The sequence below is a fragment of the Vreelandella olivaria genome, from assembly GCF_023507745.1.
Taxonomy (GTDB): domain Bacteria; phylum Pseudomonadota; class Gammaproteobacteria; order Pseudomonadales; family Halomonadaceae; genus Vreelandella; species Vreelandella olivaria_A.
In genome coordinates this window covers 102,190-126,522 of record NZ_JALPZO010000134.1, presented here as the reverse complement: position 1 = coordinate 126,522, position 24,333 = coordinate 102,190, and the positions used below count along the sequence as shown (strand labels likewise).

General features: G+C 54.2%; 23 protein-coding genes and 5 tRNA genes. 12 read left to right on the top strand and 16 right to left on the bottom strand.

The genetic code is table 11. The features are described 5' to 3' along the window. Window positions 1-71 precede the first annotated feature (71 nt). From HP566_RS16495 to ttcA, 3 genes are all read left to right on the top strand, one after another. Window positions 72-1,889: a putative nucleotidyltransferase substrate binding domain-containing protein gene (locus tag HP566_RS16495; RefSeq protein WP_249978373.1), complete on the top strand. Its 1,818-nt coding sequence runs from the start codon at window positions 72-74 to the stop codon at window positions 1,887-1,889. Between the two features lie 5 nt (window positions 1,890-1,894). Further along, window positions 1,895-2,545, top strand: a complete 651-nt coding sequence (locus HP566_RS16490) for a DNA polymerase III subunit epsilon (RefSeq protein ID WP_249978439.1) — start codon at window positions 1,895-1,897, stop codon at window positions 2,543-2,545. Between the two features lie 92 nt (window positions 2,546-2,637). Further along, entirely contained in the window at window positions 2,638-3,549 is a 912-nt protein-coding gene (gene ttcA / locus HP566_RS16485; protein WP_249978372.1) for a tRNA 2-thiocytidine(32) synthetase TtcA, read from the top strand. On the opposite strand, the gene fnr is transcribed toward ttcA, so the two are convergent. From fnr to ccoN, 11 genes are all read right to left on the bottom strand, one after another. After that, complete coding sequence (gene fnr, locus HP566_RS16480; protein ID WP_249978371.1) at window positions 3,536-4,288, bottom strand: fumarate/nitrate reduction transcriptional regulator Fnr; 753 nt, start codon at window positions 4,286-4,288, stop codon at window positions 3,536-3,538. The two genes, ttcA and fnr, sit on opposite strands and share 14 nt — an antisense overlap. Window positions 4,289-4,346: 58 nt before the next feature. Further along, window positions 4,347-5,774, bottom strand: coding sequence for an oxygen-independent coproporphyrinogen III oxidase (hemN, locus tag HP566_RS16475; protein WP_249978370.1), 1,428 nt, complete (start codon window positions 5,772-5,774; stop codon window positions 4,347-4,349). 139 nt (window positions 5,775-5,913) lie between these two features. Continuing rightward, the gene (locus HP566_RS16470; protein WP_249978368.1) at window positions 5,914-6,609 is read right to left on the bottom strand and encodes a sulfite exporter TauE/SafE family protein; all 696 of its coding nucleotides are present in this window, start codon (window positions 6,607-6,609) and stop codon (window positions 5,914-5,916) included. Next, on the bottom strand, window positions 6,606-6,830 hold the full coding sequence (gene ccoS / locus HP566_RS16465; protein ID WP_249978367.1) for a cbb3-type cytochrome oxidase assembly protein CcoS: 225 nt from the start codon (window positions 6,828-6,830) through the stop codon (window positions 6,606-6,608). Before ccoS ends, HP566_RS16470 begins: the two co-directional genes overlap by 4 nt. Further along, window positions 6,827-9,286: a heavy metal translocating P-type ATPase gene (locus tag HP566_RS16460; RefSeq protein WP_249978365.1), complete on the bottom strand. Its 2,460-nt coding sequence runs from the start codon at window positions 9,284-9,286 to the stop codon at window positions 6,827-6,829. The genes ccoS and HP566_RS16460 overlap by 4 nt, the downstream gene beginning before the upstream one ends. After that, window positions 9,283-9,804 (bottom strand): FixH family protein, encoded by a 522-nt coding sequence (locus HP566_RS16455; RefSeq protein WP_249978364.1) that lies wholly within the window; start codon window positions 9,802-9,804, stop codon window positions 9,283-9,285. The genes HP566_RS16460 and HP566_RS16455 overlap by 4 nt, the downstream gene beginning before the upstream one ends. A 7-nt stretch (window positions 9,805-9,811) precedes the next feature. After that, window positions 9,812-11,248: a cytochrome c oxidase accessory protein CcoG gene (ccoG, locus tag HP566_RS16450; RefSeq protein ID WP_249978362.1), complete on the bottom strand. Its 1,437-nt coding sequence runs from the start codon at window positions 11,246-11,248 to the stop codon at window positions 9,812-9,814. Between the two features lie 179 nt (window positions 11,249-11,427). After that, window positions 11,428-12,357, bottom strand: a complete 930-nt coding sequence (gene ccoP, locus HP566_RS16445) for a cytochrome-c oxidase, cbb3-type subunit III (RefSeq protein ID WP_249978360.1) — start codon at window positions 12,355-12,357, stop codon at window positions 11,428-11,430. Continuing rightward, a complete protein-coding gene (locus tag HP566_RS16440) occupies window positions 12,354-12,575 on the bottom strand; it encodes a cbb3-type cytochrome oxidase subunit 3 (protein ID WP_249978359.1) in 222 nt (73 codons plus the stop codon). Before HP566_RS16440 ends, ccoP begins: the two co-directional genes overlap by 4 nt. A 3-nt stretch (window positions 12,576-12,578) precedes the next feature. Continuing rightward, window positions 12,579-13,187, bottom strand: a complete 609-nt coding sequence (gene ccoO, locus HP566_RS16435; RefSeq protein ID WP_249978358.1) for a cytochrome-c oxidase, cbb3-type subunit II — start codon at window positions 13,185-13,187, stop codon at window positions 12,579-12,581. 19 nt (window positions 13,188-13,206) lie between these two features. After that, window positions 13,207-14,631 carry a cytochrome-c oxidase, cbb3-type subunit I gene (gene ccoN, locus HP566_RS16430; RefSeq protein WP_249978357.1) on the bottom strand — a complete coding sequence of 475 codons (1,425 nt, stop codon included), beginning with the start codon at window positions 14,629-14,631 and terminating at the stop codon, window positions 13,207-13,209. Between the two features lie 164 nt (window positions 14,632-14,795). Here ccoN and HP566_RS16425 point away from each other — a divergent pair, with 164 nt between their 5' ends. The 6 genes from HP566_RS16425 (at window position 14,796) to HP566_RS16400 (ending at window position 16,179) form a co-directional block, all read left to right on the top strand. Next, the gene (locus HP566_RS16425; protein WP_249978356.1) at window positions 14,796-15,533 is read left to right on the top strand and encodes an alpha/beta fold hydrolase; all 738 of its coding nucleotides are present in this window, start codon (window positions 14,796-14,798) and stop codon (window positions 15,531-15,533) included. Between the two features lie 87 nt (window positions 15,534-15,620). Continuing rightward, window positions 15,621-15,696, top strand: a tRNA-Val gene (locus HP566_RS16420). A 52-nt stretch (window positions 15,697-15,748) separates the two neighbouring features. Then, window positions 15,749-15,825: transfer RNA gene (locus HP566_RS16415), tRNA-Asp, on the top strand. A 34-nt stretch (window positions 15,826-15,859) separates the two neighbouring features. Further along, a tRNA-Asp gene (locus tag HP566_RS16410) sits at window positions 15,860-15,936 on the top strand. A 42-nt stretch (window positions 15,937-15,978) separates the two neighbouring features. Further along, window positions 15,979-16,054, top strand: a tRNA-Val gene (locus HP566_RS16405). Window positions 16,055-16,102: 48 nt separating this feature from the next. Further along, window positions 16,103-16,179, top strand: a tRNA-Asp gene (locus tag HP566_RS16400). A gap of 135 nt (window positions 16,180-16,314) precedes the next feature. On the opposite strand, the gene HP566_RS16395 is transcribed toward HP566_RS16400, so the two are convergent. From HP566_RS16395 to glcD, 4 genes are all read right to left on the bottom strand, one after another. Beyond that, window positions 16,315-16,716, bottom strand: a complete 402-nt coding sequence (locus HP566_RS16395) for a GlcG/HbpS family heme-binding protein (protein WP_249978354.1) — start codon at window positions 16,714-16,716, stop codon at window positions 16,315-16,317. A gap of 73 nt (window positions 16,717-16,789) precedes the next feature. Beyond that, entirely contained in the window at window positions 16,790-18,025 is a 1,236-nt protein-coding gene (gene glcF / locus HP566_RS16390; RefSeq protein ID WP_249978353.1) for a glycolate oxidase subunit GlcF, read from the bottom strand. A 14-nt stretch (window positions 18,026-18,039) separates the two neighbouring features. Next, window positions 18,040-19,140, bottom strand: coding sequence for a glycolate oxidase subunit GlcE (gene glcE / locus HP566_RS16385; RefSeq protein ID WP_249978352.1), 1,101 nt, complete (start codon window positions 19,138-19,140; stop codon window positions 18,040-18,042). A gap of 17 nt (window positions 19,141-19,157) precedes the next feature. Further along, on the bottom strand, window positions 19,158-20,657 hold the full coding sequence (glcD, locus tag HP566_RS16380; RefSeq protein ID WP_249978351.1) for a glycolate oxidase subunit GlcD: 1,500 nt from the start codon (window positions 20,655-20,657) through the stop codon (window positions 19,158-19,160). Window positions 20,658-20,886: 229 nt separating this feature from the next. Between glcD and glcC the strand changes: the two genes are divergently transcribed. Further along, a complete protein-coding gene (glcC, locus tag HP566_RS16375; RefSeq protein WP_249978350.1) occupies window positions 20,887-21,666 on the top strand; it encodes a transcriptional regulator GlcC in 780 nt (259 codons plus the stop codon). Window positions 21,667-21,686: 20 nt separating this feature from the next. Here glcC and HP566_RS16370 read toward each other — a convergent pair whose 3' ends face one another. Beyond that, window positions 21,687-22,415: a GntR family transcriptional regulator gene (locus HP566_RS16370; RefSeq protein WP_249978348.1), complete on the bottom strand. Its 729-nt coding sequence runs from the start codon at window positions 22,413-22,415 to the stop codon at window positions 21,687-21,689. 234 nt (window positions 22,416-22,649) lie between these two features. Here HP566_RS16370 and HP566_RS16365 point away from each other — a divergent pair, with 234 nt between their 5' ends. Further along, window positions 22,650-23,114: a GlcG/HbpS family heme-binding protein gene (locus tag HP566_RS16365; RefSeq protein ID WP_249978346.1), complete on the top strand. Its 465-nt coding sequence runs from the start codon at window positions 22,650-22,652 to the stop codon at window positions 23,112-23,114. Window positions 23,115-23,323: 209 nt separating this feature from the next. Further along, window positions 23,324-24,301 carry a TRAP transporter substrate-binding protein gene (locus tag HP566_RS16360; RefSeq protein WP_249978345.1) on the top strand — a complete coding sequence of 326 codons (978 nt, stop codon included), beginning with the start codon at window positions 23,324-23,326 and terminating at the stop codon, window positions 24,299-24,301. Window positions 24,302-24,333: the final 32 nt, after the last annotated feature.

Below are 24,333 nucleotides of genomic sequence, written 5' to 3'. Positions count from 1 at the left end.
GTGTTGCTGATTAGTTATGCTGTTGTGTCATTTTGGGTGTTTCATTTGCCTTTGGTTTAGTGAGGACGCGCATGGTGGAGGTTGAGTTATCCCAGCTGCCTTTTACGTTGCTAGATGAAGAGGGGCGTGATCATATTCGTCGTGGAATGGATCTCGCTTACTTTGATCGTGACGAGATAATTTTAGAAACAGGACAAGCGGGAGAATCGGTATTTCTGATCCATAAGGGAGAGATAGCAGAACTTGATCCCACACTGCCTGCTTCCAGCTCGCGTATAGGCCACTACACCGCAGGTGATTTATTCGGTGCTATCAGCATTCTAAATGGAAAAAGCCGGTATCGCTTTCAAGCGGAGCAGGAAAGCCTTTGCTACATCATGCCCAAAGCGCTGTTCATGCAGCTGTGTCGCCACTACCCGGAATTTGAAAATTTCTTCAAACACTCGTTATCACACAAAGCGCGCCTGTTAGCCGAAAAGCGTGCAGAAGGGGGCGTGACCATGGCTGGCTTTATGCTGGCCAAAGTGAGTGAGTGCATGCGTGAGCCGCTGTTGATGGATGCTTCTGCTGATATTAACAATGCAGTTATCCAGCTTAATGATAGCCATGCCGATAGCCTATTGGTGAACACCCAGGGCAAATTTGGCATGGTCACCAAGACCGATCTGCTCAATGGCCTGGTACTTGGCAACTGTAGCAATGCAACCCCTGTTGAAGAGCTGGCACACTTCTCACTGGTGACGGTAACAGCCGACCAATACCTGTTTGAAGCCCTGGTATTAATGACACGCCATAAGGTTGCCCGGGTAGTGGTGATGGAGCAGGGGGCGCTCAAAGGCGTTGTTGAACTGACCGATGTGTTGAGCTACTTCTCAAGTCGTAGCTACGTGGTTAGCCTTCAAGTGGAGCAGGCGAACAATCTTGAGACGCTGGCAGCCGCAAGCCAGCGTACCCCTGAACTGGTAAATGCATTAATGGCGCAAGGGGTAAAGCTGCGTTTTGCCATGGATCTGCTGGCAGCTCTCAACGGGCGCATTATGAGCAAAGCCTGGGTGTTTACTGTTGATGAACAGCATCATTCCCATAGCTGTCTGATGGTGATGGGAAGTGAGGGAAGGGGCGAGCAGATCCTGAAAACAGACCAGGATAATGGGCTGATTTTAGCAGATGACAGTCATTGGCCCGACGTGGCAGAGCAAATGAAAACCTTGACGGAGACACTTATTCAGTTGGGCTACCCTCCCTGTCCAGGCAATATTATGGTTTCCAATCCAGAGTGGGTGGGGACGGTTTCCCAATGGAAGCAAAATATTGTGAAGTGGGCCAGCGCAAGGGATGGCGACAGCTTGATGAAGCTGGCTATTCTACTGGATGCCCATGCGGTGGCGGGTAATCCAGGCTTACTGGAGCATGTGCGCGATGAATTATTTGAGCACTGCTCCCGTGATGAACTACTGCTCTCCTATTTTGCACGTACTGCCCTGCGGTTTTCGACACCACTGACTCTGTTTGGCTCACTTAAAAAGCCCCAGCATGGCATCGATATTAAAAAGGGTGGCATTTTTCCTATTGTGCATGGTGTGCGCACCATGGCGCTTGAACGGCGTATTAAAGCGACCTCAACTCTGGATCGTTTGGATGCGTTGGCGGCCGATGGTCGACTGGATCGTCGCTTTGCCGATGATCTGGGTGAAGCGCTGGCGCTGTTTACAGAACTGCGGTTGAAACAGCAGTTGCATGAACTGGGCGAAACGTCTGAACAGAGAACCAACCGTGTGGTAGTACAGGAGCTTTCATCGCTTGAACGCGATTTACTGCGTGAGGCACTGCATATTGTCAAGGATTTCAAGCAGCGTCTTTCCCAACGATATCATCTGGAGTATTCGTGAGCAGTATGCGATTGCTAGATCGACACGTGGCGCTCTTTAGTGGCTCGTTACGGATGTTATTACAGCGGGAAAGTGACCGCCGTCGTTGTGAAGGCTCTCCCTACGCCTGGCTGTTTCAGCCTTATATGGGGGAGGAACTGGTGGCGATGGCATGCCGGGTATCTGTTGATGAGCATCCGGTCGTCAGCGTGGCGGCTGTTGTTCTGAACCAGCGCCATGTCCAAACCAGCCGTGCCTGGGTGGCGACGATCGCCAATACCCGTAGTGCCGATAAGGCCACGCTACGCAGGCACCATCAGCTTTATGGCACCGATGTGGCGTTAACCCCCAGTGCGGAAAATCTAGGTGCATTAGCTGAATTTGTGGGTAACCGGCCTCTCATCGGTTGGCAGGTAGGTTGCTCTTTTGAACGGCTGAATAGCCTATTCAAAGCGGGACTGGGCTTCGGCCTGCCCAATGCCCAGGTGGATATTGCCAAGTTGCATCATCGGCAGCTACGACGCCTACATCCTCAGGTGGATATCAGTAGCTGTCTTGGCGATGCACTTGAACGGTGGCAGCTTCCTGCCATGAGAGGGCATGGCGTATTAAGTGATGCGACGGCCAGTGCGTTACTGTACCTTCGCTTGCAGCGTGGAGCCGCCCAGGTCACCTAAAACCGCTGTATTTGCTGGGTTTATGTTGGGTGGAGGTGGCGAGTATTGTTAGAATAGCCACTGCTCTTTATTCCACCGGCAGTGCTAATACCATGCAACCTCTTGATTATTTTGACCCCGCGACGGCAGATGTCGCCTCAGCGGTGAGCCTGCAACCTCAGCCTGAGATGCACGACGCAAAACAGAAGCGCGAATTTAATAAGCTGCAAAAGCGTCTGCGCCGTGAGGTGGGTAATGCCATTATCGATTATCAGATGATTGATGAGGGAGACCGGGTGATGGTATGTCTCTCGGGGGGGAAAGACAGCTACACCATGCTTGAGATTCTGCGCAGTCTGCAGCGTAATGCCCCTGTCAATTTTTCCCTGGTGGCGGTGAATATGGATCAGAAGCAGCCCGGTTTTCCAGAGCACGTGCTACCGCAGTATTTGGATAGGCTGGGGGTGGAGTACCATATTCTGGAGCGCGATACCTATTCGGTTGTAAAAGAGAAAACCCCGGAAGGTAAGACCACCTGTGCACTCTGTTCGCGGTTACGGCGTGGGTCGCTATACGGTTTTGCCGAAGAGATCGGCGCAACCAAAATTGCTCTGGGGCATCACCGGGAAGATATTCTGGAAACACTGTTTCTTAATATGTTCTTTGGCGGCACACTTAAAGCGATGCCACCAAAGCTGCTCTCTGATGATGGTAAAAACATCGTGATTCGCCCGCTGGCCTACTGCAAAGAGGCTGACATTGCAGAGTTTTCCCGGTTGATGGAGTTTCCTATCATTCCCTGCAATCTGTGCGGCTCTCAACCCAACCTGCAACGTCAGGTGGTCAAGGATATGCTGGCCGAGTGGGATAAGAAGCATCCAGGAAGGCTGGAAAGCATGTTTAAAGCGGTGACAAACGTCGCTCCTTCGCAGCTTGCTGACCGCACACTGTTTGATTTTGCAGGGCTTGAAGCCAAGCAGGCAGCATTGATGGCAGGGCGTATTCAGGCACTTAACGTGAGGTAACTGCCTGCTCGTCCTCTTCGGCCAGGGTGATTAACAGCTGCATATCGAGGATATTAATCTCGCGTCCTGAAACCGCCACCACTTCCTGCTGTTGAAAACGGCTAAGAATACGGCTAACCGTTTCTACCGCCAAGCCTAGGTAGTTACCGATATCAGCACGGGACATGGAAAGCCGAAAACTGTAGGGCGAGTAGCCACGACGGCGGAAGCGGTCTGAAAGGGTGATCAGAAAGCTTGCCAGACGCTGGTCAGCGGTTTTACGCGATAACAGCCGCATCATGCGCCGGTCATCCCTAAGCTCTTTGCTCATACTCCGGTAGAGCTGACCACGAAGTTCAGGCAGTTCCTCTGACAGCAGATCCAGACGGTCAAAGGGAATTTCACAGACCGTTGTGGTTTCAAGTGCAATAACACTGCCAGGGTAATGCTCTTCATCAATGCCATCCAAGCCAACCAACTCACTTGGCAGGTAGAAGTTGGTCAGTTGGTCATTACCATCGCCTTCGCTGGTGGTCTGTTTAAGACTGCCAGAGCGCACGGCATAAACACTGGTAAAGGAGTCACCCTGACGAAAAAGCGGTTCCCCCTTTTTTAATGGGGCGCGGCGCCGAATGATGGCATCAAACTGACCCATATCTTCAAGCTCTAACGCCAGAGGCAGACAGAGTGAACTAAGGCTACAGGTTTGACAGCGTGCCTCTTGCAGCAGCGAACGTCGTTGGCTGACAGGATGTGGCATGTATTTCTCCCTTGATTATTAGCCATCATAGGCGCAGGGTGAAGGCGCCTCAAGAGGGTTACAGAATTTTCGAGTAACGCCGCGCCGACTGCTTAGGTAAATAAGCATCGAATGCCATGGCAAGATGGCGAATCAGTAAGCGGCCCATAGCGGTGGCTCTTAGTGACAAGCCGTCGCGTACTAGTAAGCCATCCTGTTCAGCCCCCCGCAACTGCTCAAGGGTTGGGTTGAAGTAGTCAGCGGCATTAATTCCCCAGCGCTGACCCACTGCTGCCAAGTCGATTCCCATATCGCACATTAAGCGTTCAATGACATCCCGGCGTATCAGGTCATCCTCATTTAACCGTAATCCTTTTGTGGTTGCCAGTCTACCTTGATCCAAAGCAGTTTCGTAAAGCTCAAGTGAAGTGGGGTTTTGGGCATATACGTCTGCAACGCGGGAAATCGCTGAGACACCCAGTCCAATCAAATCGCACTGGGCGTGGCTGGAGTAACCCTGGAAATTCCGCTGCAATGAGCCATTGCGTTGGGCAATGGTCAAACTGTCATCGGGACGGGCGAAGTGATCCATCCCAATATGCACATAGCCTGCGTTGGTAAGCATTTCTATGGTGGTGTGCAGAATGGCGAGCTTTTCATCAGCGCTTGGCAGGTCCTCTTCATTAATACGCCGTTGTGGGGCAAAGCGGGTTGGCATATGGGCATAGTTAAAGACCGAAAGCCGTGCGGGATTCAGTTCTATTACCTGACGCAGCGTTTCAGCGAAGCTGCGCTCTGTTTGAAAGGGCAGGCCATAAATCAAATCCAGGTTAAGTGAGCGAAAGCCCAGGCGATGGGCTTCGTCCATTAACGTTTCTGTCAGCACACGCGGTTGCACACGGTTAATGGCTTTTTGTACCTGAGGATTTAAATCCTGTACCCCGAGGCTTAGACGGTTGAAACCAAGCGACTGTAGATGACGCAGGGTGAATACATCCGCTTCCCTTGGGTCGATTTCAATCGCGTAATCACGGTCGGGGGCCATGGATAAGCCAAATCGGGCATCCAGGCGGTCAATCAGATCACTCATTTGTGCCAGCGAGAGAAACGTGGGTGTGCCGCCGCCCCAGTGCAGTTGCTGTACTGGACGCCTGGTGTCCACGTGGCGGGCGGCCAACACCATTTCACGATCAAGCCTGGATAAGTAGGGCTCGGCGAGTTGTGTGTTTTTGGTGGCAATTTTGTTACAGGCGCAATAAAAACAAATTTTTCGACAAAACGGCACGTGTACATAAAGCGAGAGTGGCCGCTGGCTTTCGTTACTGCGTTCAAGCGCCTGGGTGAGATCGTCAGCGGTAAATTGCTCGTGGAAAGCGAGCGCGGTTGGGTAGGATGTATAACGCGGGCCGCTTTTATCATATCGGCGTAGCAACGCTTCATCCCAGGCAGTGGCCGAAGGCGCTGCGGGTGTAGTGTGTGGTGCGGCAGCAGTGGCGTGTGCGGGCATGGAAGGCGCTCCAGGATTGGAAATACAAAAGTTGATAACGGGCTTTTAGTACCGAAAAAACAGGCTTAAATCCTACCAAATGCTAGTGCATGCCAACTGTGAAAGCGTTGAGCTATATCAAGTAATGCACCCTGTCCGGTCAATGGGTGTGATGGCCCAGTAGTGCCCATAACTGCCATACCGCAAAACTGATAATGGTAAGCGCGGCCACGCTGCGTGTAGCCGGATGACGAATCAAGTGGTTCAGCTGTTGAGCCGCCATGCCCGTGACAAGTAGTGCGGGTAGCGTACCCAGACCAAAGGCACCCATCAGCAGGGCGCCCTGTATTGGGTTGGCAATAGCCAAACTCCAGGCAAGCATCGAGTAGACCAGGCCGCAGGGCAACCAGCCCCATAAAGCGCCCAGAGTAAACGCTTGCGGAAGGTGGACGACAGGCATTAAGCGTCTGCCGACTGGCTCTATATGGCGCCATAAATGCCGTCCAAGCGCCTCGATCCTCAGCAACCCCTTCCACCAGTTGGCAATATAGAGAGCCATCAGGATCAGCATCAGCGCCGCAAATACCTGCAATAGCAGGCGAGCCATGGGGGAGAGCGAAATAAGCGTGCCGAGGGCTGCTACCAGCGCACCCGCCACCATATAGCTGAGAATGCGGCCCAGATTATAACTAAGCAGCAGCCCTCCCATGCGTGCCGGGTGGCGCATGCTGGGAGGGACGGCAAACGTGAGGGCGCTCATAATGCCACCGCACATGCCAATACAGTGAGCGCCACCCATTAAACCAAATACAAATGCCGCCATTACGGGTGGCAAGTCGAGCCCGGTGGGGTTCATGCTGGTGGCTCGGGTTCATCTGAGTCAGTGCGCTGGGATGATGTTTTCTTGTGCTCGGCGCGTTGCTCTGCGGTCAGGTCATTTTCGTCATCGAAAAGAATGCGGTGGGCAGGGCCTTCCAGATCATCAAACTGATCGTGTTTTACTGCCCAGAAAAAAGCCCAGACCGCCAAGCCCAGTAAAATCAACGAAAGAGGAATTAGCAGGTATAGGATGGTCATGCAGTCACCGGGGTTGCAGGCATTGTCAGAGGAGCAGGCCGGGTGCGCCAGCGAGACAGGCGTAATGCGTTGCCAACGACGACAAGTGAACTGAGCGACATGCCAATAGCGGCAAGCCAGGGTGGTATGAGCCCCATCGCGGCCAAGGGCAACGCCGAGAAGTTGTAGCACACCGACCACATCATATTCTGGCGCATGATCCTTCGGGTTGCACGGGAGATCTCGATGGCGTCAAAAATACGCATCAATCGAGGGCTGAGCAACACTGCGTCGGCGCGGGTGCGTGCCAAGTCGGTGGCGCCGTTCATGGCAATCGCCACATCAGCTCCAGCCAATATAGGGATATCATTGATACCATCCCCGATCATGACGACACGTTCGCCCTGGGCCTGTAGTTCACGTAACCGCTCAAGCTTGCCTTCTGGAGATCGGCCTGCATGCCATGTGGTGATGTTAAGTTGCCGGGCCAGGCTTTCAACGGCTTCCTGTGTATCCCCGGACAGCAGTTCGACGACTAACCCGTTGGCCTGCAGTGCAGCCACCGTCTCTGCGGCATCGTCCCGAATACCATCATGCAGCTTAAACCATACACGAGGGGTGCCATTTTCGCTGAGCAGTAGCCACTGCCCGGTCCCTGGCGAGGTGATGGAGGTGGCGCTGGAAAAGTCAGGTTTTCCTAAACGCCAAGTGGCTCCATTTAGCGTGCCCTCCAAGCCGCTGCCTGTATAGCTGTGCACATGGCGAGCCTGTAGCGTGGCATCGCGAAACGGACGGAATGCACGAGCAATGGGATGCTCGGAGTGAGCCTCCAGGGCCGCAGCGATAGCGCGTGCTCGTTCAGCGCTGAGTTCGGAGGAGATAGGGTCTGTCTGGGTTAGGTGCATTTCGCCCCGGGTTAGCGTCCCTGTCTTGTCGAAAATCACCCGGGTAACGTTGGATAGCGACTCCATTGCATCGGCACGGGTGATCAATACGCCCCGCTGGCGCAGTTGCCCGTGCCCGGCTGTCAGGGCGGTGGGGGTCGCCAGGGCCAGGGCGCAGGGGCAGGTAACCACCAGTACTGAGAGCATTATCCATAGCACCCTGGAGGGGTCGATAAACCACCAGGCGACGGTAACGCAGGCGGTCACCACCAGCAGGCGCAATACAAACAGGTGTGCCATACGTGCGGCCATTTGCGCAAGCCGGGGGCGGCTGGCAAATGCGCGATCGGTTAAATCGACAATGCCCGCCACTCTTGCTTCGTTACCCGCATGAGTGACCTTGATGATCAGCGGGTTTTCCATATTCTGGCTACCCCCCGTCACACTGTCGCCAACACGCCGGGTGACCGGCAGGTACTCTCCGGTAAGCATGGATTCGTCGAGGCTTGACTCTCCTTCTTCAATAATGCCGTCCGCAGGAACGCCATGACCTGGCTTGATGAGCACGCGATCACCGGCGGCCAGTTCACTGGCGGGTAAAATACGTTCGCTGCCATCGGCTTCCAGGCGTGTGGCTGAAACGGGGAGGACACCGCTAAGGGCATTACCGCTATGCCCGCTGCGTCGTCTGGCCCGTCCTTCCACATAGCGGCCAAACAACAGGAAGAAGGTGAACATTGCCACTGAGTCGAAATAAACCTCACCCACATCAAACAGTACGGCATAGCCACTGGCCAGGTAGGCGCCACCGATAGCTAGTGAAACCGGCACATCCATACCCAGTACACCGGTTTTCAGATCGCGCAGTGCATTACGGAAGAAGGGCTGGGCCGAGAAAAACACGACCGGTGTCGCCAATGCAAAGGAGAGCCAATGAAACAGTGCATAGAAGTCGGCACTCAGTTCCCCTGGCCCGGCAACATAGATAGGAATAGAGAACATCATGACCTGCATCATGCCGACGGCGGCAACGATCAGGCGGCGAACGTTCATACGCTCTTCGTGCTGCAAGCGCGCTTGGGCCTGGTCTGGCTCGTAGGGTTGAGCGTCATAACCAATCGCAGCAAGCTCGGCGAAGAGCTGGGAAAGCGTGATGACGTCAGGGGCCCAGCTTACTCGAAGGCGATGGTGAGTTAAGTTCACGGCACTTGAGGTAACACCTTCAAGGGCATTTAAACGGTGCTCAATCAACCAGGCGCAGGCGGCACAGGTAATGCCCTCTATTGCCAGTGTCGCTCTGACCGTTCCATCGTCGCCGTCGGGATGAACAAACTGTGCCTGTAAGCCAGGGTCATCAAATACCGACCATGTTTCGGCTTTAGCTGCCTGACGCTCATCAGGACGTTCAGGGAGTTCAGTGCGGTAGTGGTAATAACTCTCCAGACCACCATCCACAATGGCATGGGCCACCGCTTCGCAGCCAGGGCAGCAAAGCGGATGGGTGGCATCGTCAAAGGTGATCTGCCAAGGTGCTCCTGAGGGCACCGGATTGCCACAGTGATAGCAGCCAGGGACGTTAGCGGTAGTGCTCATTCGCTCGCGGAACGCCCTCCAGGTAGCAGTGCAATACTGTTTTCATCGGGGAAACGGGCAACACCAATCAGGCGCCAATCGGCTTCTGTCTGCTCTGGCTGTAACTGTAGGTACCAGCGGTAGCGCAGATTATCCGGCCCTTGCGCAGTGTAACGCCCGTCTCGCACGTGTTCTAACACAAACTCCTGGTCCCGATCATCCTGGGTAGGGAAAATGAGCATCAGGTAGAGTTTGTCCGGGCGCTCATCACCGGCCAAGTCGAGCACAATATCGCTGGTCAGCGGATCTATGCGCAGCTCGGCTGAAAGGTTGAGTTCCTCGGCACGCTCCTGTTTGGCAAGAATCATATTGATGGCTTTGCCATGCTCGTAATAGTCTTCCTGTACCACCATGCCGTCTGCGGTTTTAATCGAAAGGACGGCAAAGGTGGTACTTACAATAATTGATGAGAACAGTAGCCCAATTAAAAACCAGGGCCAAAACTGTTTGTACCAGGGGGTAACGTTATGGGAAGGCATCGTGTCTTTATCTCCTAATATCGCCCAGGAAGCGAGTTTCGCGCTCTAAGCGGATACGCTCATCCTGCTGGGCCTGCAAAGTAAAGGTGATGGGGTGGCTGGGCTGCTGCAAGTCATCTGGGTCGGCCAGGACGGTAACCACCTGAAGGCGGGAACCGCCTGCAGGAACGCTTACCGTGACATCGTCCAGAGATAGACTGGGTAAACCAGCTGCACTGATACGGTAGGTGTGATCCTGGTTATCCAGGTTACGGATATTCAGGCTATAGACGTTGCTAATGCGACCATCACGGGTGGTTTGATAAAGCTGAGTGCGCTCTCGCTCAACTTCAAAGCCCAGGGGCATACGGTCGTTAACAGCCCAGGCAAAGGTGGCCACCATCACCACCAGTGCGGCAAAGTAGCCAAGTAGGCGAGGGCGCAATATATGGCTCTTCTTGCCCTCTAGTGAGTTTTCAGTTGTATAGCGGATAAGCCCTTTAGGGTAACCCATTTTATCCATAATACTGTCGCAGGCATCAATGCAGGCGGCGCAGGTAATACATTCGTACTGCAGGCCTTCGCGTATATCAATGCCGGTTGGGCAAACTTGGACACACAGTTCACAATCAATGCAGTCTCCATTCCCGGCTTCACGCGCCTGAGTGTGACTGAGCGATTTTTTACGGCTTCCACGAGGCTCCCCTCGTGTCTGGTCGTAGGACACAATCAAGGTGTCCCGATCAAACATCACCGATTGAAAGCGTGCATAGGGGCACATATAAATGCACACCTGCTCGCGCAGCCAGCCAGCATTCAGGTAGGTAAACACCAGGAAGAAGCCGACCCAGAAATAGGACCATCCGTGCGCATTAAGTGTGGGTAGCTCTGCAACCAGTGTTCGAATAGGGGTGAAGTAGCCGACAAAGGTAATGCCTGTGACCAGGGCGATAAGGAGCCAGGCAGTATGTTTGGCTGTTTTACGCCATGCCTTATGGGTATGCATGGGCTGTTTATCCAGCTTGATGCGCTGGTTTCTTGTACCCTCAATACGGTGTTCCAGCCACATAAACAGGAACGTCCAGACACTTTGGGGGCAAGTGTAGCCACACCAGACCCGTCCTGCGAAGACAGTAATAAAAAACAGCCCAAAGGCACAAATGATCAGTAGCCAGGAGAGTAAGATAAACTCCTGAGGATAAAATGTGGCTGAAAGGATATGAAACTCCCGGCCAGGCAAATCAAACCAGACCATGGGACGATTGCCCCAGTTAATCCAAGGCAGTAAGAAGAAAGCTAGCATTAGCGCCCAGTTGGCACTGCGTCGGATTTTTTGAAACAGGCCTTTAATCTCGCGCACATAAATATGGCGGCGCTTGGCATACATTTCCTGGGTAGTTCCTTCATCAGGGGAGTGATGCCCGACGACTGGCGGCGTAATATCTTGGCTAGGTATCTTTTCCATGGCGATGATCGCAGCTCACAAGGCAGGATAGGCAACAGCATAGTGCTGGCTGTAGACCGAATAACTGACAGGTCATAAACGTGCTAATAGTGTATCGGGTTGTGGATGAAGAAAGGGTGCGGTATGAAACCGCACCCTCTTAAAGCAGCCCTTTATATTGACGTAACGCCTCAGCGTGATTAGTCGTTAAAGCGCAGGCTGTAAACGTAAGCAGCTACCAGATGTACGCGCTCTTCACCAATGTAAGCCGCTTGTGCTGGCATATGGCCGTTACGACCATTACGCAGCGTCTGGCGAATGGAGTCTGCAACGGTTTGGCCCGGCGCTTGATAAAGCCAAATATCGTTCGTCAGGTCTGGTGCACCCAGCGCTGTGTTGCCAGTACCGCTTGGCGCGTGACACGCTGCACAGGCTGCCAGGAAAGTGCTTTCACCGCTGGCAGCACGCTCTTCATCATGCTCCAGGTTAGAAAGAGACAGCACGTATTGTGTGAGGTTTTCAATGTTGTTCTCACCCAACTGTTGCCAGGAAGGCATCAAACCGTTACGGCCATTGGTCAGCGTGGTCAGAATATTTTCTGGCTCCCCGCCGTATAGCCAGTCGTCATTAGTGAGATCCGGGAAGCCATAGCTGCCCTGGGCGTTGGAGCCGTGGCATACCGCACAGTTATTCTGGAAGATGCGCTCGGCTACTTGCATGGCGTCAGCATCTCGTGCCAACTCGGGAATAGGTATTTCCTGGTACTGGGCAAAGATGGGCGTGAAGCGCTCATGGGCATCGGCCACCTCTTCCTCCCACTGACCCTCCTGGGACCAGCCCAGGATGCCAGCATAGTTACCAAGCCCTGGATAGAGCACCAAATACCCCAAGGCAAACACTACCGTCAGGATAAATAGCTTGAACCACCATTGAGGCAGAGGATTGTCATACTCTTCAATACCATCTGCCGCATGCCCGGTCGTTTCAATGTTACCGTCAGCATCTGGTACTTTATCGGTGCTGCGGTTGGCGAGCAAAATCCAAACACTCGCAGCGATAGTGCCCAGTGTGAGGACAATAATCCAGGCGCTCCAGAAGCTGGATAGGGAGTCACCCCATAAATTATTCATGTATTCTTATCTCCCCTGTCGTGGCGGGAATCCGCTTCGTGTTCGAGCGAAGCATGCTTGTCACTGGTCGGTTGCTCATCATCGTTATCAGCGAAGGGCAGGTTGGCCGCTTCGTCAAAGTCCGGTTTGCGTCGCTTTGAGTAGGCCCATAAGAAAATGCCAATAAAAGCGACGATCAAAAACAGCGTGATAAGGCCGCGGAAAGTTCCCGTATCCATAACTTAACGAGTGCCCTCAAGCACAGTTCCTAATTGCTGCAGGTAGGCGACCAGAGCAGTGATTTCCTGCTGGCCTCGTACATCGGCAGTCGCTGTGGCGATATCATCGTCGGTATATGGCACACCTAATTGGCGCAGGGTGCGCATTTTCGCTGGCGTTGCTTCGCCGTCGAGGGTGCGCTCAAACAACCAGGGATAAGCAGGCATGATGGACTCAGGTACTACGTCCCGGGGGTTATACATATGTGCACGATGCCAGTCGTCACTATAGCGGCCTCCCACGCGGGCCAGGTCTGGCCCTGTCCGCTTGGAACCCCACAGGAAGTTGTGTTCATACACTTCCTCTCCTGCAACGTTGTAGTGGCCGTAACGCTCAGTTTCTGCCCTGAAGGGGCGAATCATCTGAGAGTGGCAGCCGACACAGCCTTCACGGCGATAAATGTCTCGCCCTTCCAGCTCCAGCGCCGTTAAGGGGCGCAGCCCCTCAACAGGTTCGGTAGTATCCTTCTGAAAGAACAGCGGTACGATTTCGGCCAAGCCACCGAAGCTGATCGCAACCAGGATCAACACGGCGAGTAAGCCAACGTTCTTTTCGACGATCTCGTGTTTCATTGGTCTCAACTTCCCCGGTTTAAGCGGCTTGCGGCGCTGGATGGCTGATGGTTTCGCGTCGTTTCACCGTCATATAGACGTTAAACGCCATAATCAGCATTCCCACGATCCAGAACAGACCACCAATCAGGCGAACAAAGTAGCCGGGGCCACTGGCTTCAACTGATTCAATGAAGGTGTACATCAAGGTGCCGTCGGCATTAATGGCGCGCCACATCAAGCCTTGCATGATGCCGTTAACCCACATGGCAGCGATGTAGAGCACGGTACCGATGGTGGCTAACCAGAAGTGCACCGCAATCAGATTGATGGAGTACATTTCGGTACGGCCAAAGACACGTGGAATCAGGTGGTACATAGAGCCGATGGTGATCATGGCTACCCAGCCCAGGGCGCCGGAGTGCACATGGCCAATCGTCCAGTCGGTATAGTGAGACAGGGCGTTGACGGTTTTAATCGCCATCATTGGCCCTTCAAAAGTCGACATGCCGTAGAACGAAAGCGCGACGACCAGGAAGCGCAGAGTGGGGTCAGTACGTAACTTATGCCAGGCACCCGATAGGGTCATCATGCCGTTGATCATGCCGCCCCAGGAGGGAGCCAATAGAATGATAGACATAATCATACCCAGCGACTGTGCCCAGTTTGGCAGTGCAGTGTAGTGCAGGTGGTGTGGGCCGGCCCACATATAGATCATGATCAACGCCCAAAAGTGGACGATGGAAAGGCGATAAGAGTAGATCGGACGCTCAGCCTGCTTGGGCACGAAGTAGTACATCATGCCCAGGAAGCCTGCTGTCAGGAAAAAGCCAACCGCGTTATGACCGTACCACCACTGTACCATGGCATCCACAGCACCTGCGTAAATCGAAGTGGAATACATGAGGGTAACCGGGATGGCGGCATTATTAACAATATGCAGCACCGCCACGGTTAAGATAAACGCAGCAAAGAACCAGTTTGCCACATAGATATGCGATGTGGTGCGTTTCTTAACGGTCATCAAGAACACGATGGCATAGCTGATCCAGACAATGGCAATCAAAATACTGATTGGCCATTCCAGTTCAGCGTACTCCTTTGTGGTGGTATAGCCTAACGGCAAGGTCACCACGGCAGAGAGGATAACCGCTTGCCAACCCCAGAAGGTGAATGCAGCGAGCTTGTCAGAGAACAGACGAGTCTGACAGGTGCGCTGAACGACATAGTAAGATGTCGCAAACAGCGCCGAACCGCCGAAGGCGAAGATGACGGCGTTAGTATGCAACGGACGAAGACGCCCGAAGCTGGTCCAAGGTAAGCCGAGGTTCAGTTGCGGCCAAACCAGCTGTGCGGCAAGGATGACACCGACTGTCATGCCAACAATGCCCCACACAACGGTCATAATCGCGAACTGCCGAACTACCTTGTAATTGTAGGTCGGGTGTTCCAATGCTGTACTCATTTCATGTTCCCATCGAACGCGGTTAGGGGATAACCCGTGGCATTTTGCACGGATACGGCCACCCGCTTGATGATGCAGGTCAAGATCCGACTAAGATTCTAGCGCAGCCGCGCCTTAAGCTGAACACACCATTGGAATTAACACTGAATTTCTGGGGGAAAAGGGTGTCTTATTATATTGGCCTTGGATTTACTGATGTGATGGCGGATGAGCTGCCCAGCGTGCTGGGAGCCTCCATTACGCAGCGGTTCATTGTGAGTGGCTACGGGCCGCTTGCGGTATCTGGATGCGCAGAAAAGGGACGAATATTGCTTGCCCATGGCGCAGGAGCAGGGCTCTCTTCGGTATTTATGCGTCAATTTGCCGCGACCATGGCAGAGCAGGGCGTGCAGGTCTTAGCCATTGATTTTCCTTATATGCAGCAAATGAATGAGCAGGGAAAACGGCGCCCCCCACCTCCTGTTAAACAGACGCTGGCGAACTTTGATGCGTGGTATTGCTTATTGGCGCCGCTGGCATCAACGCCGTTATGGGTGGGTGGGAAATCAATGGGGGGACGAATAGCCTCCCTATTTGCCAGTGAAGTGCCATGCCCGGGGGTGGTGGTGGCTGGTTATCCATTTCACCCTCCTGGGAAGCTGGATAAATTACGACTGGCGCACTTTCCAGGCATCCAGTGCCCTATGTTGATCCTTCAGGGCGAACGCGATCCGTTTGGCACCATTGATGAGGTAAACGGCTATTCACTGCCGGAAAACATGCAACTGAGGTGGCTCCCGGATGGTGATCACGATTTTAAACCGCGCAGAGCATCTGGCCTGAAACATGCGGTTTTAATTGACGAGGCAGCCACACTTGCGGCATCCTTCGTCCGCGCTCACCATACGGTAGTGGCACGGTAAGCAACACGCTGGTTTGAATCAAAAATTTGAACATGGCATGTTGACATCCGGTCAGGCTTCTGTAGAATGCAGCGCCACGTGACCAGCGGGTGGTTAGCTCAGTTGGGAGAGCACCAGCCTTACAAGCTGGGGGTCACTGGTTCGAACCCAGTACCACCCACCATTTATCTGGTAATCTGGAAACGTGAAGAAGTAGTATGAATTGATGTATCAGCGGACCGGTAGTTCAGTTGGTTAGAATGCCGGCCTGTCACGCCGGAGGTCGCGAGTTCGAGTCTCGTCCGGTCCGCCATCATCAGTTGATATTGTGCAAGTTATCGTTATTCGGACCGGTAGTTCAGTCGGTTAGAATGCCGGCCTGTCACGCCGGAGGTCGCGAGTTCGAGTCTCGTCCGGTCCGCCATGATAACTAGCAGGTTTGTTAAGCGCATGTTCGCTTGCATCCGGGTGGTTAGCTCAGTTGGGAGAGCACCAGCCTTACAAGCTGGGGGTCACTGGTTCGAACCCAGTACCACCCACCATTTAAAAGCGCCTCTGAACCGCGATTAAATGACTATAGTGCCTTATGTGGACCGGTAGTTCAGTCGGTTAGAATGCCGGCCTGTCACGCCGGAGGTCGCGAGTTCGAGTCTCGTCCGGTCCGCCATTAAAGCACTCATCTGCAACACTTGTTGTAGGGCATCATGAAGATTATCGGTATTAACCGAATGAATTCCTAAAAAGCCCTGGATCAATGATCCGGGGCTTTTTTATGCATATCGTTTGGGCGTTGAAGGGCAAGTTAGCCAATCGCACTAACGCCTGCTTTGGCAATCTGTACGTCCTGGTCGGGCTTCACGCCTGAGATACCTACGGCGCCCACAACGTGGTCATCCACAATAATGGGTACTCCCCCTGATAGCAGGCCTTGCAATGGGGCGGATACAAACGCCGTGCGGCCACTATTAATCATCTCTTCGAAAATCTGTGTCTCTTTGCGACCCAGTGCAGCGCTGCGTGCTTTTTGTGTGGCAACATCGGCGCTAAACGGCGCGGCACCATCCAAACGGCGCAGTGCCAGCAGATGGCCGCCATCATCGGTCACGGCAATGGTTACCGGCCAGCCATTGCTATCGGCTTCTTTTTGGGCGGCATCCAATACTTGAATCACGTCAGTTTGGCTAAGAATGGATTTGGTTTGCATCAATATTTCCTTTTTATCATGGAGCGTAAAGTGCCGTATCCGCGATAATGGCTACGGCAGAGTGAATCAGGGGTTATGCCAGTGCAGCATCTACCACTTCTACCCAGTGGCGTACAGGCGTACGGTTGGCGCTGGCAAGGTGCGTCTGGCAGCCAATGTTAGCGGTCACGATAACGTCAGGGTTACCTGCTTCCAGGGCGTTCAGTTTATTATCCCGCAATTGTGTCGCAAGCTCTGGCTGCGTTATCGAATAGGTGCCCGACGAACCGCAGCAAAGGTGGGCATCTTTAACCGGTGTCAGCGCAAAGCCCAGTTTGCTGAGTACTCCTTCTACAGTACCGTTTAGCTTTTGAGCATGCTGTAAGGTGCAGGGGCAGTGAAATGCAAGGCGTTGATGCGATGATTTAAGCTGTAGCTGCTCCAGTGGCTCATTGCTCAGTATTTCAACGATATCCTTCGCCAGCGCACTGACTCTTTGCGCTTTGACGGCGTATTGCGGGTCATCCTTGAGCATATCACCATACTCTTTAACAAAAGCACCACAGCCACTGGCGGTTTGCACAATCGCTTCAGCGCCTTGCTCAATGTGTGGCCACCAGGCATCAATATTGGCGCGCATTCGGGCACGGCCAGCCTCTTGGGCATTGAGGTGGAAGTCAATTGCCCCACAGCAGCCCGCCTCGTTGATCGGCGATACACTAATGCCCAGGCGATCCAACAAACGTGCGGTTGCCGCGTTGGTATTGGGAGAAAGCCCCGGTTGCACACACCCCTCCAGTATCAGCACGCTGCGTGCATGGCGCTGGCTATCGGGTCGCTGGCCCGCATTTACTGGAGCAGGCGGTATTTTACTGCGCAGTTGCCCCGATACCAGGGGCTTAAAGGTCTGCCCCAGCGCCAGCAGTGCCTTGAAACGCTTGGGATCCACCAGCATTTTACGCAGCACGTAGCGCTGGGCGCGTTCGCCCGTTGGACGCGGAACCCGGCGCTCAATTTCGGCACGGCCAATATCCAGCAGCTTGTGATACTCCACACCGGATGGGCAGGTGGTTTCACAGCTACGACAGGTGAGACAGCGATCCAGATGAAGGCGGGTTTCTTCCGTGACCTGGTCGTCGTCATCGCGGCTTTCCAGCAACTCTTTCATTAAATAGATGCGCCCACGGGGGCCGTCCCGCTCATCACCCAGCAATTGGTAAGTGGGGCAGGTGGCGTTACAAAAGCCGCAGTGCACACAGGTGCGCAGGATGCGCTCAGCTTCCTGAATATGCGGTTTCTGGCGGTCTGCATCGGTAAAATGCGTTTGCATGTCAGCTCTCCTGATTAAAACGCCGCATAAAGACGACCAGGGTTGAAAATACCGTGGGCGTCCAACTGGGCCTTCAGGTTGCGATGATACTTTTCCACGACCGGGTTCAGCGGGGTGAACGGTGAATCTGTGCCGTTCAGAGTGTGGGGGGTGAAGCAGGTGGAGTGGCCGCCTGCACTCTGGCAGGCCGTGCGGAGAGTGTTCGCGTCCAGATGAGTTTTCACCCAGCGTTGGCTGCCACCCCAATCGTAGAACAGGCTCGCTTCAGCAGTATCAATCTTTAGCGGGGGAGTGTGGGGCGGTAGTGATAAGCGCCATAATGCCTGTCCTTCCTCCAGGTTAAAAAACGCGTGCTGGTGGTCGCGCAACTGCTGCCAGAACTCAGGGGCCAGCGTTTCTCCGCCTAATCGTTCTTTGGTGGCATTGACGGAGCTTGATCCACCTTCCAGGCGGATAAACAACCCGCCTGCATGCCACGCAGCCGCAGTGATGGGCAATGGCTGTCGGCCCAGTTCGGCAAGCTTCGTCAGGGCATCTCCCAGCCCCAGCTCCAGGCGTAGGCTGTGGCTGGCAGTCGGTATCGGTAATACCTTAAATGAAATATCAGCCAGTACGCCAAGGGTGCCCTGAGCACCTGCCATCAAGCGTGACAGATCATAGCCTGCGACATTCTTCATCACCTCACCGCCGAAGCGCAGCAGCTTGCCTTCCTGGGTGATGACCCGTGTGCCCAGTACAAAATCCCGGGCAGCACCGGCCCAGGGGCGGCGTGGGCCGGAAAGGCCGGTGGCCACGGCACCGCCAATGGTACTGGCGTCGCCAAATGCCGGGGGCTCAAAAGCCAGCATTTGCTGCTGTTCAGCCAGTACTGCGTTGAGCGCACTTAGGCGTGTTCCCGCGCGGACAGTGACCACAAGCTCAACGGGATCGTAAGAAACAATGCCGCTATGGGAGGATATATCCAGCGGTTTACCTTCCACTACCCGGCCATAAAAAGCCCGGGTGTCTCCCGCTACAATGCGCAGCGGCGTACGGTCGACATAGGCGCTGCGCACCTGTTCGCACAGGTCGTCAGCGATATCCCGGTCGGCAGCGTTTATCGCAAGTTCGGTCATGGTGGTTCCTTGTGGCATCAGAAGCGTGGCAGCTCTGGATGCGGTAACTCGTTGTTATGCACATGCATGGCGCCAAACTCAGCACAGCGCGCCAGGGTGGGAATGTTTTTGCCTGGGTTAAGTAGGCGTTGTGGGTCAAAAGCGGCTTTGAGGGCGTGGAAAACCGTCAGTTCATCGGGCTGGAACTGGCTGCACATCTGGTTGATTTTTTCCCGGCCCACGCCGTGCTCACCGGTGATAGAGCCGCCAGCGGCTACGCATAGCTCAAGAATTTTTCCGCCTACTTCCTCGGCCAGCGCCAGTTGGCCCTCTTTGTTGGCATCAAACAGGATCAAGGGGTGCATATTGCCATCACCGGCATGGAAGACGTTGGCGACCAACAAGCCGCTCTCTTCAGATAGAGCGGCGATGCCTTTGAGCACCCGCGGCAGTTCCCGGCGTGGAATGGTGCCATCCATGCAGTAGTAGTCGGGTGACATGCGGCCAACCGCAGGGAAGGCGTTTTTTCGCCCTGCCCAGAATTTGGCGCGCTCGGCTTCGTCGCGGGCTTGTTGGATCTTAATGGCGCCGGCCGTTTCCAATACGCGGCGTACGGTGGCACAGTCATCGTCCACGTCGGCTTCAACGCCATCAAGCTCGCAAAGCAGGATGGCTTCTGCATCAAGGGGGTAGCCTGCTTTAACGAAATCCTCTGCGGCCTGGATGGCAAGCTTGTCCATCATTTCAAGGCCGCCAGGAATGATCCCCGCAGCAATGATGTCCCCCACCGCGCGCCCGGCTTTTTCAACGTCGTCGAAGCTGGCCATCAATACCTTGGCGGTTTCAGGTTTGGGTAGCAGCTTCACGGTGATCTCCGTGACAACACCCAGCATGCCTTCAGAGCCATTCATCAGGGCGAGCAGGTCAAAGCCGGGGGCATCCAGTGCTTCTGATCCCAACGTCATATGCTCTCCTTCAATGGTGAGCACATCGACCCGCATTACGTTGTGAACGGTAAGGCCATATTTAAGGCAGTGCACCCCCCCGGCATTTTCCGCCACATTGCCACCTATGGAGCAGGCGATTTGCGAAGAGGGGTCTGGGGCGTAGTAAAGCCCGTAGGGGGCTGCTGCTTCTGAAATAGCCAGATTACGCACACCTGGCTGCACACGGGCCAGACGCGCGTCAGGGTCGACACTGATGATTTTACTGAACCGTGACATCACCAGCAGCACGCCCTGTTCAAGTGGTAGCGCACCACCGGAGAGCCCTGTACCTGCGCCCCGGGTAACCACTGGTACGCCCAGGGCATGGCAGCGTTTGAGCAGGCCTGCTACCTGTTCCAGTGACTCGGGTAACGCCACTAACATCGGTAACACACGGTAGGCTGCCAACCCATCACACTCAAAAGGGCGCAGGTCCTCTTCCCGGTGCAGCAGCGTCAGGGAGGGCACAGCGTTTTGCAGGTCACTGAGTACCTCTGATTTGTCACGGTGGATGAGTGCACCATCTAGGCGCTCATCAAAAAGGATATTCATAACGACATCCCTAGCTTTTTATCATTAAAAGGGCAACGGTATTTAACCACGGTGCTCAATCTGAGCTTTTTTTGTGCGCCTGTCCAGGTTGTGGTGCAATGGTCTGACCAGTAATTGGTCGATAGTTAAGTGCCTGAGATAGTTAATCACCTGATATTGGTTGGCACAGGCACTAGCATATGGTTTTACCCTGTTGTGGAGAGCCGAGTACTGTTCTGAGGAGCAACGCATGGCATTTACCAGTGATGATATACCGATGGGCCGCCGCACCCCCGAACATGTGGCTGCCAAGCTCGAAGAGTTGATTCTTGAGGGCGTATTCCGGCCAGGGCAGTTACTTCCTTCGGAGCGTCGGCTATGTGAACGGCTAAAGGTGTCCCGGGCATCGCTGCGGGAAGGGCTAAGAATTTTACGCAGTAAAGCCATTATCGATACACGCCAGGGGCATGGCTCAACGGTGGCATCGCTACTGCCAATGCATCAGCAAGCACCTTTAATGCACCTGTTTCGCGACCACCCCCGCACACTATTCGATTTACTAGAGGTGCGGGCGCTACTGGAGGGGGAGTCTGCTTATTTAGCTGCCCGGCGGGGAACCTCAATGGATCGGGTACTGATAACCCGCCGTTACCGTGAAATGGCGGCATACGCTGCACAGCCAGAGTCCCTGGAGGTTGAGCAGTTGGCGAGGCTTGATCACGCTTTTCATCTGGCCATCTCCCAGGCATCCCATAACCCGGTACTGGTGCACACCCTGCAAAGCCTGACGGATCTGCTGCTGAGCTCTGTGTTCGCCTCCGTCAAGCACCTCTATCACCGCCCTGGTCCCAGGGCTATGATCAACCAGCAGCATGAGCGGTTGCATGATGCGGTTGTGAGCGGTGATGCCGAGCAGGCCAGGCATATTGCGTTAGAGCATCTGACAAGTATCAGCGAGCTGCTGCGTGAGCTGGAAGCGGAGCATGATCGTCTGGAGCGCTCGGCTATGCGCCTGGAGCAGTGGCAGTAACCGTTAACCGGCAGTATGTTTTAAGAATTCACGGCACTGTTTTCGGTACTGTGTACCGGGCTATTCTCAGCGCTATTTTCAGGGCTAAGGCTGCCATCTTCGATAACGCCGGCGAGGGTGGCGACCTCCAGCTTATTACACAAGTGTTCGCGTAAAATCTGCCCCAGCTTCTGGCTGTCCCGTTTCTCAAGTGCCGCGATCATATTTTCGTGATCCTGAACGGCCTGACGCCAGAATGTTTGCGTCATTTTTTTCGAGTAACGTACCCGCTTTACCCGCTGGCTGAGGTTGCTGTACATCTCCTGCAATACGTCGTTACGTGAGGCGGCCAGAATACTTTCATGTATTTTCCGGTTGATCTCAAAATACGCCATCAAGTCCTGGTTACGGTAGTGCTCCAGCATGGTGTCGTGCAACTGGCGGATGGCGGCGATTTCCGCGTCGCTGATGTGTTGGCAGGCAAGCTCGCCGGATAATCCCTCCAGAGCGGCCATCAGGTCGTAGGTGTCTTTAACTTTTTTAAATGTTAACCGCACCACCCGGGCGCCTCGGTTGGGTAGCAGTTCAATCAACCCTTCCGTTGCCAGTACCTTAAGAGCCTCACGCAGGGGAGTTCGGGAAACGCCAAACTTTTCGCACAGCTGTTTTTCCGAGATGCGCTCACCGGGGGCAAGCTCGCCATGCTCAATCAGATCACCGATTCGGTCAGCCACCTCACGATATAAGTTGCGCTGTAGAATTTTGCTCATTGTTGTGTCCCTTGTCGTTTGCCCACTTGGTTCTCCACCAAGCCGTGATGCCCGTTAGCGAGGTGTTACACCAAGCCATCTTTGTATAGTGGCGACTCTGTGTATGATCCGCAAAAGTAATTATGAATTCAATTGCTACTGTTACGTCTATGCTGGTATAGGCGCCATCAACCAGGTGAGGGCGCCGCATCATCCATAACACCATACAACCAATAACGACAAAGGAGCCGCTTTATGGCGAGTAATGTATTCCATTGTAGCGTGCAGCTTACCCGTGAGCAGGCGCGGAAAATTCTGGATGGAGCAAGGCAACAAGCGCGACACGCTGAGTTACCACCTTTGACCCTGGTGGTACTGGATGGCGGTGGGCATGTGGTGGCTGCCGAGCGGGAGGATGGCTGTGCGCCCCTACGCTTTCCTGTTGCACAGGGAAAGGCGTTTGCCGCGTTGGGTATAGGGATCGCAAGTGGTGTGGTCGGTGAGCGGAATAGCGAGCGTCCCGCTTTTTTAGCCAGTGTCGCGGCTGCCTCACAAGGGCATTTTGTGCCCGTGGCAGGCGGGGTGCCGATTTTAAACGACCAGCATTGCGTCATTGGTGCTGTGGGAGTGAGTGGCGCCTCCTCCGGTGAGGATCAACAGGCGGCCATCAAAGGCATCGAGTCAGCCGGGCTGCGGTGGGGGTTGGCTCCTGACCTGTGAGGTGATTTTGTTGCAACAGCGTTATCGTGGCGCCTTTACGGAGACGCCACTTTTTTGTCCATCAAATGATTCTAAAAAATCCATGTATCAATAGGTTAGGAGTTTTAACAAAACGCTGATACGAAAGTTTAATACCTAATTTTGAATTTTGAATTCAAATTGAGGTGGTGAAAGTCCCAACAACAACAATGTTTCACCTGGAGTGCTCTATGAAATTCCTCAAAACAGCGCTAGCGGCAACTGCCGTTGCCTTTGGCCTGCACGCCTCGCTTGCCAGCGCCAATATCGAAGTACGGCTTGGCCATGTGGGCGGGCCTGGCTCTCTGTTTGAAATCACCGCGAATCGATTTGCAGAGCTTGCTAATGAACGTCTTGAAGGCGTGGCGGAAGTCAATGTTTACGGCAATAGTCAGTTGGGTGGTGATGAATCGATGATGCGCCGCCTGCGCTTGGGGTCTCTGGACCTTTCCATTCCATCAACCGTTATGAGCTCCGAGTCAGAGCAGTTTGCGTTGTTTGAGATGCCGTACCTTATTGAGGATCGCGAGCATATGAAGCGTGTACGTGATGAGGTGGTGCGTGGCCCTCTCTATGACGCAGCTGAAGCCCGCGGCTTTAAAATTATCGGGGTATGGGAAAACGGTTTCCGGCAAATCACCAATAATGCTCGTCCCATCGTTGTACCAGACGATTTACAGGGGATTAAGCTGCGTACCCCCAGCGGCGTTTGGCGCATAGAGATGTTCCGCAGCTATGGTGCAGCACCTTCTCCCATGTCGCTTTCTGAAGTGTTTGTGGCACTGCAGACAGGGGCAATGGATGGGCAGGAAAACCCCTTGATCCAGACTTACTCCTCGCGCTTCCATGAGGTGCAGGACTACCTCTCCATGTCCAATCACGTCTATACCCCCGCCTATCTGATTGCGGGTGCCAGTTGGAATCGCCTGCCTGAAGAAGTGCGTACTGTTTTAGAGGATGTTGCCCTGGAGCTGGAGGACTTCGCGCTTGAAGAGGGGCAGCGCCTTGATGAAGAAACGCTTGCCAGCATGCGTGAAGCAGGTATGGAAGTGAACGAGGTTGATTTCGAAGCATTTGCTGAGGCCTCCCAGGCTATCTACGACAAGTTCGCCAACGACGTTGATGGTGGTCAGGAACTGATTGACGCGGTTACCGCACTGCGCGAATAACCAGACAATCATCTCATGGAGGCGCCTTGCTC